The organism is Micromonospora sp. WMMC241 (genome assembly GCF_027460165.1).
Classification (GTDB): domain Bacteria; phylum Actinomycetota; class Actinomycetes; order Mycobacteriales; family Micromonosporaceae; genus Micromonospora; species Micromonospora humi.
Window position 1 is genome coordinate 3,055,857 of the sequence record NZ_JAPZBF010000001.1, and the last position, 12,182, is coordinate 3,068,038.

The 12,182-nt window shown below is 75.8% G+C and carries 11 protein-coding genes; 3 read left to right on the top strand and 8 right to left on the bottom strand.

Going from position 1 to position 12,182, the window contains the following annotated elements:
* Window positions 1–12: 12 nt before the first annotated feature.
* A complete protein-coding gene (locus O7598_RS14275; RefSeq protein ID WP_269691828.1) occupies window positions 13–1,734 on the bottom strand; it encodes an AMP-binding protein in 1,722 nt (573 codons plus the stop codon).
* A gap of 92 nt (window positions 1,735–1,826) precedes the next feature.
* Here O7598_RS14275 and O7598_RS14280 point away from each other — a divergent pair, with 92 nt between their 5' ends.
* Window positions 1,827–2,978 (top strand): acyl-CoA dehydrogenase family protein, encoded by a 1,152-nt coding sequence (locus tag O7598_RS14280; protein ID WP_269691829.1) that lies wholly within the window; start codon window positions 1,827–1,829, stop codon window positions 2,976–2,978.
* 53 nt (window positions 2,979–3,031) lie between these two features.
* Here the strand turns inward: O7598_RS14280 and O7598_RS14285 are convergent, their stop codons facing one another.
* On the bottom strand, window positions 3,032–4,402 hold the full coding sequence (locus tag O7598_RS14285; protein ID WP_269691830.1) for an LLM class flavin-dependent oxidoreductase: 1,371 nt from the start codon (window positions 4,400–4,402) through the stop codon (window positions 3,032–3,034).
* Window positions 4,403–4,461: 59 nt separating this feature from the next.
* On the opposite strand from O7598_RS14285, the gene O7598_RS14290 reads away from it, so the two are divergent.
* Window positions 4,462–5,532: a methyltransferase gene (locus O7598_RS14290; protein ID WP_269691831.1), complete on the top strand. Its 1,071-nt coding sequence runs from the start codon at window positions 4,462–4,464 to the stop codon at window positions 5,530–5,532.
* A 10-nt stretch (window positions 5,533–5,542) separates the two neighbouring features.
* The gene (locus O7598_RS14295) at window positions 5,543–6,022 is read left to right on the top strand and encodes a VOC family protein (protein WP_269691832.1); all 480 of its coding nucleotides are present in this window, start codon (window positions 5,543–5,545) and stop codon (window positions 6,020–6,022) included.
* 45 nt (window positions 6,023–6,067) lie between these two features.
* On the opposite strand, the gene O7598_RS14300 is transcribed toward O7598_RS14295, so the two are convergent.
* Genes O7598_RS14300 through O7598_RS14325 form a run of 6 tightly spaced genes read right to left on the bottom strand, consistent with a single transcriptional unit; the run spans window position 6,068 to window position 12,181 of the window.
* Entirely contained in the window at window positions 6,068–7,756 is a 1,689-nt protein-coding gene (locus O7598_RS14300) for a carbamoyltransferase family protein (RefSeq protein ID WP_269691833.1), read from the bottom strand.
* Between the two features lie 28 nt (window positions 7,757–7,784).
* On the bottom strand, window positions 7,785–8,288 hold the full coding sequence (locus tag O7598_RS14305; RefSeq protein ID WP_269691834.1) for a (2Fe-2S)-binding protein: 504 nt from the start codon (window positions 8,286–8,288) through the stop codon (window positions 7,785–7,787).
* Window positions 8,285–9,106 carry an FAD binding domain-containing protein gene (locus O7598_RS14310; RefSeq protein WP_269691835.1) on the bottom strand — a complete coding sequence of 274 codons (822 nt, stop codon included), beginning with the start codon at window positions 9,104–9,106 and terminating at the stop codon, window positions 8,285–8,287. Before O7598_RS14310 ends, O7598_RS14305 begins: the two co-directional genes overlap by 4 nt.
* Window positions 9,103–9,876, bottom strand: a complete 774-nt coding sequence (locus O7598_RS14315; RefSeq protein WP_269691836.1) for a thioesterase II family protein — start codon at window positions 9,874–9,876, stop codon at window positions 9,103–9,105. The genes O7598_RS14310 and O7598_RS14315 overlap by 4 nt, the downstream gene beginning before the upstream one ends.
* Window positions 9,873–11,036, bottom strand: a complete 1,164-nt coding sequence (locus O7598_RS14320; protein ID WP_269691837.1) for a Gfo/Idh/MocA family oxidoreductase — start codon at window positions 11,034–11,036, stop codon at window positions 9,873–9,875. The genes O7598_RS14315 and O7598_RS14320 overlap by 4 nt, the downstream gene beginning before the upstream one ends.
* Window positions 11,033–12,181, bottom strand: a complete 1,149-nt coding sequence (locus O7598_RS14325; RefSeq protein ID WP_269691838.1) for an NAD(P)H-binding protein — start codon at window positions 12,179–12,181, stop codon at window positions 11,033–11,035. Before O7598_RS14325 ends, O7598_RS14320 begins: the two co-directional genes overlap by 4 nt.
* Window position 12,182 lies beyond the last annotated feature (1 nt).

Sequence of the window (12,182 nt, forward strand, 5' to 3'; positions counted from 1 at the left end):
TCCGGACATCCCTCAGGACGCCGTCGTGTGTTCGGTGGTCTGCTGCCGCTGCCCGGCGGTCGGGGTGACCACGGTGCCGGGCAGTCGGTCGTCGACGAACGCCTGCCACATCTGGCGCCGCCGGGGCTTGCCGCTGGAGGTGCGGGCGATGGTGCCGCGCGGGGCGTCCACGATGACCACCTGCGCGCCCTCGGCCCGCCGGCGCAGCTCCTGCGACGCCTGCGCCAGCCACTCGGGGCGGGCCTGCTCGAAGACGGCGACCACGGTCGCCGCGCCGGCCCGGTGCCCCAGCAGGGCGGCCATCCGCTGCGCCGGCACCCCGGGGCGGCAGACCGCCCACTCGAGATCCTCGGCGAAGACCGCCCGACCGCGCACCTTCATGCTGTCGCCGAGGCGGCCGAGCACGTGCAGTTGGCCCTCGTGCAGGAAACCGGCGTCGGCGGTGCGCAGCACGCCCTCGTCCAGCGCGGTCTGCGACGCCGACTCGCCGTCGGTGACGTATCCCTGGGCGACCGACGGGCCGCGCACCTCGATCTCGCCGACCACGCCGTCGGGCACCGGCGCGCCGTCGGCGTCCAGGATCCGCACCGCCACCCCGGTCAGGGGCCGGCCGCAGCCCACCACCGGCTGCGTCGGCCCGTCGCCGGCGGGCTCGTCGGGGTCGGCCACCACCTGGGTGCCCGGGCGCAGCCGGTCCGGGCGCAGGTCGACGGCGGTGTACAGCTCGTCCAGCGGCAGCCCGGTCACCGCCAGGGTGGCCTCGGCCAGGCCGTACGCGGGCAGCAGCGCCCGCGGGTCGAAGCCGTGCGGCGCGAGCAGGTCGCAGAAGCGGCGCAGCGCGTCGACGTCGATGCGCTCGGCGCCGACGATCACCGCCCGCCAGGCGGAGAAGTCCATCCCCTCCAGCGCGGCCGGGCGCACCCGCCGGGCGATGTACTCCAGCCCGAAGTTCGGCATCGAGGTCAGCCGCGCACCGTGCCGGCCGAAGCAGCGCAGGTAGCGGGCGGGGTCGCGGACGAACTCCTCGGACGGCATCAGCCACAGGTCGCTGGTGTTGACCACCGGCGTCACCAGGCAGCCGATCAGGCCCATGTCGTGGTGCACCGGCAACCACGAGGCGGTCGGGTCGTCGGGGGTCATGGCCAGCCACTTCCGGATCGCCGCGACGTTGGCGGCGAGCGCGGCGTGCGGCACACGTACGCCGCGGGCGCGGCCGCTGGAGCCGGAGGTGAACTGGAGCAGGGCCAGCGGGCCGGGCTCGGCGACCGTGCCCCGGGCGTCGCCACCGACGGAGACCAGCTCCTCGGCGCTGAGCACCCGGGCCACGCCGGCGGCCGCGGCCAGCGGCCCGATCGTCGCGGTGAGCCGCGGCGCGCAGACCAGCACCCGGGGCGCTGCGGCACGCAGCAGCCCGAGCACGTGCTCGCGGTAGACGTCGCGGTCGCCGAAGGTCAGCGGCGGGGCGATCGGCGACGGCGCCGCCCCGGCGGCCATCGCGGCGAACAGCGTGGCCACGAAGTCCGGCCCGGCCGGCTCGACGACGGAGACCACGTCGCCCGGGCCGACCCCGGCGGCGGTGAGGCCGGCGAGGATGGCCCGGGTACGGTCGGCCAGCTCGGCGTAGGAGCGGAACTCCCACTCGTCGCCGGCGGCGGCGAAGTGCACACCCCGGTCCGAGCGGGGGCGCTCCAGCCAGCTCAGCAACGGGGAACCCGACGTGGCGCCTGCGGTCATCGAGCCGTCACCTCCTCCCTCAGTACATGTATCTGAGATTGATAGCAGATACAAGGCTAAACAAGATACGAGTGAGCCGATAGAGTGCGTTCGTGACCAGTACGCTGCCCCGGGTCGACGGCCTGCTTCCCGACCTGGCGGAACGGGCGCCGGAGATCGACCGCACCGGCCGGATCCCGGACGACGTCATCGCCGGCCTCGCCGCGGCCGGCTGCCTGCGCATGCTGGTGCCCGCCGCGCACGGCGGCGCCGACCTGCCGCTGGTCGAGGCGTTGCGGGTGGTCGAGCAGCTCTCCGTCGCCGACTCGTCCACCGGCTGGCTGGTCGGTCAGGTCGGGCTGGCGCACCTGCTGTTCGCCTGCTTCCCCGAGGCCGCCCGGCAGGAGATCTACGCGAGCGGCCCGGACGTGCTCGGCGCCGGCGCGGTCGCGCCCAAGGGCCGGGCCGCGCCGGACGGCGCGGGCGGCTGGCAGGTCAACGGCCGGTGGCCGTTCGTCACCGGCGCGCCGCAGGCGAGCTGGATCTACCTGAACTGCCTCGTGCTCGACGGGCGCACCCCGCAGACGCTGCCCAACGGCGCCCCGCTGACCCGGATGGTGCTCTTCCCCGCCGCCGAGCTGGAGCTGGTCGACACCTGGCAGGTGCTCGGCCTGCGCGGCACCGCCAGCGTGGACGTCCGGGCGGCCGCCCGGACCTGCCCGGAGCACCGCGGCTTCAGCCTGGTCGGCGGCGGCGACGAGGTGCACCGCACGGTGTTCCGGATCGCCCAGGCCGGGCTGCTCATCGCCGCGGTCGACCTCGGCATCGCCCAGGGCGCGGTGGGCGACGCCGCCGCCCAGGCCGCCGCCGGCCGCCGGCGCACGTTCAGCACCCGCTCGCTCGCCGACTCCCCCGTCTTCCACGACCGTCTCGGCGAGGCCCACGTGGCGCTGCGCGCCGCCCGCGCGCTGCTGCACGCCGAGGCCGAGACCGCCTGGGAGACCGCCCGCCGGGGCGAGGTGCTCAGCCCGCTGGACCGGGCCTGCCTGCGGGCCACCGCCGCGCAGGTCACCGCCGTCGCCCACCAGGCCGTGCAGGCGGCGTACGCGCTGGCCGGTGCGTCGACGGTGTTCGACGGCTCGCCGCTGCAACGCCGGCTGCGCGACATCAACACCGCCACCCAGCACTTCGTCAACGGCCGCGACAGCTACGCCACGGTCGGCGCGTTGCTGGCCGGCGCGCCGGTCGACACCACGATGTTCTGACCGGCTCGGGGTTCTGACCGCCTCAACCCGGCACGGGCGCCAGCGGCACCGCCTCAACCCGGCACGGGCGCCAGCGGCACCCGGGGCGGCACCGGCGCGCCGGCGCCGAAGTAGCGCTCCCGCAGGGTCCGCTCCGCCGGGTCGTACGCGGTGCGGAACAGCCCGCGACGCTGCAGCTCCGGCACCAGCAGGTCGCAGATGTCGGCGATGCCCTGGGTGGTCGGGCAGGGGATCAGGTTGAAGCCGTCCACGTCGGCGACTTCCAGCCACTGCTCCATCCGGTCGGCCACCTGCTCCACGGTGCCGAACAGGGTGACCGGCGCGTTCGTGCGCGGCCGCCGCGCGGTCGCCACCAGGTAGCGCACGTCGCCGACGGTCCAGTCGCGCTCCGGGCCGAGCCGGCGCAGGAAGCCGAGGAAGCTGTGGCTGCCCTGCCCGGCGATCTCGCCCACCGGCGTCTCGTCCGGGTACGCGCCCAGGTCGACGTCCATCCAGCCGCACCACTTGGCCAGCTGGCCCTCCCCGCTCCACAGCGCCACGTACTCCTCGGCGCGGCGGCGGGCCTCCTGCCGGGTCGGTGCCACCATCACCATGCTGCCCTGCAACGCCTTGACCGAGCGCGGGTCGCGCCCGTGCGCGGCGACCGTCGAGCGCAGCTTCGCCACCTGCGGGGCGCCGTCGGCCGGTTCGGCCATGGTCAGGAACACCACCTCGGCGTGCCGGGCGGCGAACGTCAGCCCTCGACCGGACGCGCCGGCCTGGTAGAGCACCGGCGTGCGCTGCGGCGACGGCTCGCACTGGTGCGGCCCGCGCACGTCGAACCACGGACCCCGGTGGTCGATCTGGTGCACCCGGTCCGGGTCGGTGAACACGTTCGCGGCGGCGTCGCGCACCACCGCGCCGTCGTCCCAGCTCTCCTCCCACAGCCGGCGGGCGACCTCGACGTACTCGTCGGCCCGGTCGTAGCGCTCGTCGTGGTCCAGGTGCTCGCCCAGCCCGTTCGCCGAGGCCGAGCGGAGGTACGAGGTGACGATGTTCCAGGCGACCCGGCCGCCGGTGAGGTGGTCCAGCGAGCTGAACACGCGCGCGCACTCGTACGGGGCGTGGTAGGTGGTCGAGTAGGTGACGGCCAGCCCGAGGCGGGAGGTGGTGGCCGCGATGGCGGGCAACACCAGCAGCGGGTCGATCGAGGGGATCTGCACCGCGTGCCGTACCGCCGCCCGCCAGTCGCCCCGGTAGACGTCGTAGACGCCGTGCACGTCGGCGAAGAAGAGCGCGTCCAGGCAGGCGGCCTCCAGCTTGCGGCCGAGGTCCACCCAGTAGCCGAGGTCGCGGTAGCCGGTGGCGCTGCGGTCGGCGGGATGCCGCCAGAAGCCCTTGAACTGCGGGGACGGCGAGCACTGGGTGAACAGATTCAGATGCACGTATCAAGCATCTCGCATCGTATCTGGTATGGCAACGGCCGACCCGATACGGTGTCGTCATGCCCGTGACGCCCCGCATCGACCTCGCCTCGGTCACCCGGCTCACCGAGCTGGCCGACTACATCGTCCCGTTCACCATCCGGGTCATGTGCGACCTCGCCGTCGCCGACCAGCTCACCGACGGCCCGCTGCCGGTCGCCGAGCTGGCCCGGCGCGTCGGCGCGGACCCCGGCGCGCTGACCCGGGGCCTGCGCGCCCTGGCCGGGCGCGGCATCTTCACCGAGACCGAGCCCGAGGTCTTCGGGCTCACCCCACTCGCCGAGCCGCTGCGCAGCGACCACCCCTTCTCGGTGCGGGAGTGCTTCCCGCTCATGCCGCCCGACATCTACTCGTGGGCGCGGCTGACCCACAGCATCCGCACCGGCGAGACCGCCTTCGGCCACGTCCACGACGGCGCCCGCTACTACGACCACTTCGCCGACCACCCCTACGAGTGCGTCCGGTTCGAACGCTCGGCGGAGAGCGTCAACCCGTTCGTGCTGCGCACCGTGCTGCCCGTGCTCGACCTCGCCGACGACGCCACCCTCGTGGACGTGGGCAGCGGGCACGGCACCTTCGCCGCCGGGCTGCTCGCCCGCCACCGAGGGCTGCGCGCGGTCCTGGTCGACCTGCCGCACGTGGTGGCCGAGGCGCCGGCCGTGCTGGCCCGCGCCGGCGTCGCGGACCGGGCCGAGATCCGCGGCGGCTCCTTCTTCGACCCGCTGCCCGACGGCGCCGACGTCTACCTGCTCAAGACCATCATCCACGACTGGCCCGACAAGCAGGCCGCCACGATCCTGCGGTCGGTACGTGCCGCTGTCCGGCCGGACAGCCGGGTGGTCATCGTGGAATCCGTCAGCCGCTACGGCAACCACGACGACACCGGCAAGGTGATGGACGTCAAGGCGCTGGCACTCTTCGGCGGGCACACCCGCACCGCTGACGAGTTCCGCGCGCTGCTCGCCGACGCCGGCTTCCGGCTCACCCGGATCACCCCGACGTCGTCGATGTCCGTCCTGGAGGCGGTGCCGGCCGGCCCGCCCGTCGACGACGCCCCGGCCGCCGCCGTGTCCGCCGGTCGGGCCGGCTGAGGAGGACCCGATGCCCCGCCTGGACGGCCGCAACCACATCAACCTCACCGTCGTCGACCTCGACCGCAGCACGGAGTTCTACCAGGCGGTCTTCGAGATGGTGGTGGTCAACGACGTCACCCCACCCGAGTCCGGGTTCCGGTTCCGCACCCTGGTGCACCCCGGCTCGTTCGCCTCGGTGGTGCTCGGCCGCGCCGAACCGCCCGGCGACCCGGCCGTGCCGGACCGCTTCGACGAGCGCCGCCCCGGCCTGCACCATCTCGCCTACCACGTGCCCGAGCGCGGCGACCTCGACGACTGGGCCGCCCACCTGGACGCCCTCGGCGTGCCCCACTCCGGCATCACCACCTCGAAGCACGAGGCGGGCTCGCAGATCTGGCTGCGCGACCCGGACCACATCTGGCTGGAGTTCTACTGGGTCAACCGCGACTTCTTCGTCGACCGGCTACGCCAGGTGTGGCGGCGCGAACGCCGGCGCACCACCGCCTGACCGAGATGCGCGGGCGGACCGGGTGTTCGGCCCGCCCGCGCACGCTCAGGCCGGCAGCTCGTCCTCGCCGCGGGTCACGACCGTGTCGCCGAGCACCAGCAGGTCGATCTCCTTGGCCCGGGTGAACGTGTCCACCGCGTCCGCCGCCGAGTCCACGATCGGGTCACCGGCCAGGTTGAACGACGTGTTCACCACCGCCGGCACGCCGGTGAGCTGCCGGAACTGCTCGATCAGCGCCCAGTAGCCGGGGTTGGTGTCGCGGTGCACCGTCTGCGGGCGCGCCGAGCCGTCCACGTGCGTCACCGCCGGGATCCGCCGCCGGGCGTCCGGGCGCACCGACGCGGCGGCCAGCATGAACCTCGACGGGTCGTCGAGCCGGCCCTCGATCAGCTCGTGCGCGTGCTCGGCCAGCATGCTCGGCGCCACCGGCCGCCACATCTCCCGCCCCTTGAGCACGTTGAGCCGCTCCAGGCTGCGCCGGTCGCGCGGGTCGGCGAGCAGGCTGCGGGCGCCCAACGCGCGCTGCCCGATCTCCCCGCGGCCCCGCGCCCAGCCGACGATGCGCCCCCGGGCGATCTCGCCGGCCACGAACCGGGCCAACGCGTCGTCGCCCAGACGGCGGAACGGCAGGCCGGCCCGGGCGGCGGCCGCCTCCCCCGCCTGCGTGGTCACCGGCCGCCCCCAGTACGCGTGGTCGATGCGGGTGGGGGTGAACGGCCCGCACTCGCGGGCGGAGACCAGCGCGGCGCCCAGCGACACCCCGGCGTCGGTGGGCACCGGCGGCACGTAGACCCGGTCGAACAGGCCGCTGCGCACCAGCACCCCGACCATGGTGCAGTTCATCGCCACGCCCCCGGCCAGCGCCAGCACCGGCGTGTCCACCCGCCGGCGTAGCTCGGTGGCCAGCGACAGCACCGCCTCCTCCAGCCCCTGCTGCACGGTGGCGGCGAAGTCCGCGTACGCGATCGGCTCCTCGGCCTCGCGCGGCGCGTACGGGAAGAACGCGCCGAAGCCCGGGCGCAGCGACTCGGCCACCGCCGGGTAGTAGGCCATCAGCGGGCCGAGCGACGCGATCCGCCGGGCCGGCACCTCCGCAGCCGGTGCCCGGACCAGCTCGTACCCGCCCGGCGCCGCCCGCACCGGCGCGCCCGGCCCGGGCCGCCCGTACGCGGCGAGGCCCATCAGCTTCCCGGTGCCCCAGTAGCCCAACCCGGCCCACTCGGCGGCGGCGTTGTAGTAGAAGCCCAGCGACTCCTCGACCGGCCACTCCCGCAGGATCTCCACCTCGCCGTCGGCGAAGCGACCGATCGACGTCGACTGAGTCTCGCCGGCACCGTCGACCACCAGCACCGCGGCCTCCTCGGCGTCGCAGCTGAACGCCGCGCTCGCGGCGTGCGCGACGTGGTGCGGCACCCAGCGCACCGCCGGCATGACCAGGTCCTCCTGGTCGGGGAAGAGCATCGCCCGCAGCCCTTCGGTGGTGAACCGGCGGTTGCGGCCCAGCGGGATCTGCCGGAAGTCCCAGCCGATCGCCACGGTGTCCACCTCCGCCGGCCCGATGCCGGCCATCGCCAGGCAGGCGGCGACCGCCTCCGCCGGCGGCTGCCCCACCGCGTGCTTGCGCCGGCTGACCCGCTCCTGCTCGACGAGCGAGCAGAGCGCGCCGTCGCGCAGCAGCACCGCGCTGGAGTCGTGGAAGCCGATGTTCACCCCGAGTACGTAGCGTGCCGACATCGTCGGTCTCCCTTCCGGTTTCTGCCGTTCACCCGGCGTGGCGGGCCGCGTCGACGGCGAGCACGGCGCGGACGATGTTGTGGTAGCCGGTGCAGCGGCACAGGTTGCCCTTCAGCCCGTGCCGCACCTCCTGCTCGGTCAGCGGTCCCGGGTGCTCGGCGAGCAGGCTCACCGCCGCGAGCACCATGCCGGGTGTGCAGAAGCCGCACTGCAACGCGTGGTGCTCGTGGAACGCCTCCTGCACCGGGTGCAGCCGGTCGCCGTCGGCGAGCCCCTCCACGGTGCCGATGTCGGCGCCGTCGGCCTGCGCGGCGAGCAGCGTGCACGACTTGACCGACCGGCCGTCCAGCAGGACCGTGCAGGCGCCGCAGGAGGAGGTGTCGCACCCGACGGTGGCGCCGGTCAGCGCCAGCTCCTCCCGGATCAGGTGGACCAGGAGGGTGCGGGCCGGCACCTCCCGGCGCTGCGGGCGGCCGTTCACGGTGACCGTGACGGTGACCGTCGCTGCGCCGGGTCGGGTGTCGATGGTCATCGTCGCTCCTCCACGGGGTCGGCGAGGGCCCGGGCCACCAGCACCCGGCTCAGGTGCCGGCGGTAGTCGGCGGAGCCGCGCACGTCGTCGGCCGGTTCGCAGTCGCGGTCCGCGTGCGCCGCCGCGGCGACCGGTCCGGCCCCCTCGGCGAGCGCCGCCTCGACGGCCGTGGCGCGCCGGATCGTCCGGTCCATGCCCGCGAGGGCGACCCGGCCGTCGGCCACCGCGACGGCGACCAGCGACCATTCCAGCGCCGGCCGGGCGAACGTGCGGTAGCTCCACCGGCGCGGACCGGGCAGCGGCACCCGCACCTCGGTGAGCAGCTCGTCGGGCCGGCACACGGTGACACCCGGCGCGACGGCCAGCTCGTTGACCGGCACCAGTCGGGCGCCGTCCACGCTGGTCAGGACCGCGGTGGCGGCCAGCGCGACCAGGGCGGTCGGCAGGTCCGCGGCCGGGTCGGCCTGCGCCAGCGCGCCGCCGACCGTACCGGCGTGGCGGACCTGCGGGTCGCCGACCGACGCGGCGGCCGCCGCCAGGATCGGCGCGTGCCGCGCGACGAGCGGGTCGGCGAGCAGCAGGTGGTAGCGGGTCAGCGCGCCGATCGCGAGGTGGTCGCCGCGCGCCGCCACGTACGACAGCTCGGTGAGCCGGCCCAGGTCCAGCAGCGTGTCGACGGCGTCGCGGCGCAGCTTCAGCGCCGGCAGCAGGGACTGCCCGCCGGCCAGCGGCCGCAGCAGGTCGCCGTGCTCGCGCCGCAGCCGCAGCGCCTCGGTGAGGTCGCCGGCGCGGTGGTACCGCAGGTGCGCCGGGATCACGGGCCGGCCGCCGACCAGGTGGGCACCGGGCTGCGGTGCGTGGCGCGCAGGATCGTCTCGACGAGCCGGTGGCGGTGGGCGAGCAGATAGAAGTGCCCGCCTCCGAAGGTGTGCAGCGTGAACCGGCCCCGGGTCCGGGCGGCCCAGGCGTTCGCCTCGTCCGCGGTCACCTCGCTGTCGTCCGCGCCGATGCAGGCCAGCACCGGGGCGCGCAACGGCAGCGGTGGTTCCGGCCGCCACGTCTCGGCGATCCGGTAGTCGGCGCGCAGCACCGGCAGGGCCACCGCCTTCACCCCGTCGTGCTCCAGCGTCTCCCGGCCGGTCCCGCCGAGGCGCCCGGTCTCGGCCCAGAGCGTGTCGTCGTCGGCCAGGTGCACGCTGGTGTCGCGCAGCCGGTCCGGCGCGGGACGGCCGGAGACCACCAGTGCCCGCAGCCCGCCGCCCGGGCCGTCCAGCCGGCGTGCCGTCTCGTAGGCCACCGACGCGCCGAGGCTGTGCCCGAACAGGACCACCGGGACGTCGCCCGGCAGCGCGCGCAGCGCCGACACCACGCCGGCGGCCAGGCTCGGCAGGTCGGCGGCGAACGGCTCCCCGGTGCGGTCCATCCGGCCCGGGTACTGCACGCCGTGCAGTTCGACGTCGTCGGGCAGGTGTGCCGCCCAGGGCCGGTAGAACGCCGCGTTGCCGCCGGCGTGCGGGAAGCAGACCAGGCGCAGCGCCGGCCAGCGCAGCGGCCGGGGGCAGCGCAGCCAGGTCCGGGCGGCGTTCACCGGCGCGCCCCGATCGGCTCCGGCTCGACCGCCCGCGCGGCGGCGTCGGCTAGCTCCGCGACGTCGGCCGGCAGCAGCATTCGCGGCGGCGTGGAGTGCAGCAGCTCGGGCGGGCCGAGCCGGGCCGTGACGTCCTGCCACAGCCGGCACAGGGTGAGGTGGTACTGGCCGTGCCGGACCGGTTTCTCGCCTGCCTGCGCGGCGCGGTGCAGCTCGCCCAGCGCGTGCCCCACGCCGGCCGGCCAGACCCGCTCGAACACGTCGCGGTAGCTGGGCGCGGTCGGCTCGTCCAGCGGCTGCGCGCTCGGCACGTCCAGGTGGTCGGGCTCGTCACCGGCCGCGCCGGCGAAGTGCGGGCGGCCCACCGCCCGGTCCTGCACCTGCTGCGGGAAGTCGGGTCGGGGGCTCCACACGGTCGGCCCGTGCGTGCCGAGCAGGGTCAGGTTGCCGGCCTCGGTGCCGATGGTGACCCGGTGCAGCAGGTGCGCGTAGTTGTCCGGGTCGGCCGGGTCCATCTGGTTCTGCACCCGCAGGGTCAGCGGCACCCCGGCGAGCACCCCGTCGACGCTGCGGAACGGCACATCCACCGGGGACAGGCGGCGTACCTGCTCGGGTAGCTCCGCCGGGGCGGCCAGGCCCCACGGGCGGACCCCGCCGAGCGCCTGGCCGAGGATGTCCAGCAGCGCGTACGCGACCTGGAAGCCGCACGCCGCGTCGACGTAGCGGGCCGGGCGGCGGGCCAGCAGGGCGCGGGCCGCGGCGACGAACCGGCGCACCGGCGCGGTGTGCACGTAGAACGAGTTGAGGTGGTAGACCACCCCGGCCCGGCCGGCGGTGCGCAGGCACTCGACCAGCTCGTCGTGGTGCAGCGGATGTTCCTGCAACACGTGCAGGCCGCGTTCCATCAACGCGCGGGCCACCTCGCCGCCGGGCCCGCCGAGCAGGCCGCCGCGGATCACCACGCAGGCCAGCCGCACGTCCTCGGGCACCTGCGTCACGTCGGTGAACAGCGGCACCCCGTAGTGCCGCGCGCACGCCACCGAGCGGGCGCTGCCACCGGCCAGGATCCCGGCCAGCTCGAACGGGAAGTCGGGCTGCCGGAAGGCCTGCAGGTAGACCTGGCCGAACTTGGTACCGGCGACGAGCACCCTCGGTCTCACGCCACCCCCTCCTCGATCGGTTCGTAGCGGGCCAGCGGGCCGTCCTCGACGTGCAGCGCGGTGACCGCCGGGCTGCTCCGCAGCCGGTCCACCGCCCACGTCGGGTCGACCGCCTCGGCCAGGTGGTGCACGCCCGGCGGCAGGTCACCGGCGGCGGCCGCCACCGCGCCGAGCGCCACCGCGGCGCCGGTGAGCGCGTTCGCGCCGGCGCCCCGGCAGGCCAGCACCCGGCTGCCGGTCGGGCCGCTCAGCTCCACGAGCAGCACCTGGTAGCGGGGTCGGCCGAACGCGTCCAGCTCGGCCGCCCGGCACAGCGCGTCCACCGCGTCGGCCAGGTCCGCCGCCTCCGCCGGCCCGGTCCGCTCGGCCGCGTCGACCGGCCCGGCGCGGGAGGCCGACGCGCGCCGTGCGCCGTCGGCGAGCGCGGCCGGCACCCGGCTGCCGGCGAACGCCGACCACCAGTCCACGTCGGTGAGGCGCAGCCGGCCGGCCAGCCGCTCGGTCTCGGTACTCAGGTACGGCTGCAGCAGCACCGGTTCGTCGAAGAACGGCACCGCCACGCCGACCTGCGCGGCGAGCGCCCGGCTGCGTCGGGCCCCGTCGCGCCAGGCGGCCAGCGGCTCGCCGTAGCCGCCCTCGCCCACCGCGAGGAAGTCCCACGCGGCGCCCGGGCTGAAACCGTCGCGCCCGCCGACCCAGCCGGTCAGCCGCCGGGCGCCCGGAAGGTGCCCGGCCAGGTACGCCGGGAGCAGCCCGGACAGCCCCGGCATCATGCCGGCGGAGATGACCGCGACCCGGTCGGCGGCGCCGGGCAGCGCGGCGACGGCCCGGTACAGCCCGTCGTCGCCGGCGGCGTCCACGTAGGCGGCGCCGGCGCGGGCCGCGGCGCGGGCGACCGTGTCGCCGACCGTGACCGCGGGACCGGCGCAGTTGACCACCGTGTGGCAGCCCGCGCAGAACGCGTCCAGGCTGCCCCGGTCGGTGAGGTCCACCGGGCGGGCCTGGACCCGCGGGTCACCGGTCGGCACCCGCCGGGGGTCGCGGCTGCCCGCGCGGACGGTGTCCACGGTCCAGGCCAGCAGGTGCGCCAACGCGTGCCGGCCCACCCCACCGCTCGCGCCCACCAGCGCGATCGCGCCGGGCACG

What these genes read in the sequence shown, in the direction of transcription:
- O7598_RS14275 (WP_269691828.1), bottom strand. Translation starts at nt 1,734, where the DNA reads ATGACCGCAGGCGCCACGTCGGGTTCCCCGTTGCTGAGCTGGCTGGAG.
- O7598_RS14290 (WP_269691831.1), top strand. Translation starts at nt 4,462, where the DNA reads ATGCCCGTGACGCCCCGCATCGACCTCGCCTCGGTCACCCGGCTCACC.
- O7598_RS14295 (WP_269691832.1), top strand. Translation starts at nt 5,543, where the DNA reads ATGCCCCGCCTGGACGGCCGCAACCACATCAACCTCACCGTCGTCGAC.
- O7598_RS14300 (WP_269691833.1), bottom strand. Translation starts at nt 7,756, where the DNA reads ATGTCGGCACGCTACGTACTCGGGGTGAACATCGGCTTCCACGACTCC.
- O7598_RS14305 (WP_269691834.1), bottom strand. Translation starts at nt 8,288, where the DNA reads ATGACCATCGACACCCGACCCGGCGCAGCGACGGTCACCGTCACGGTC.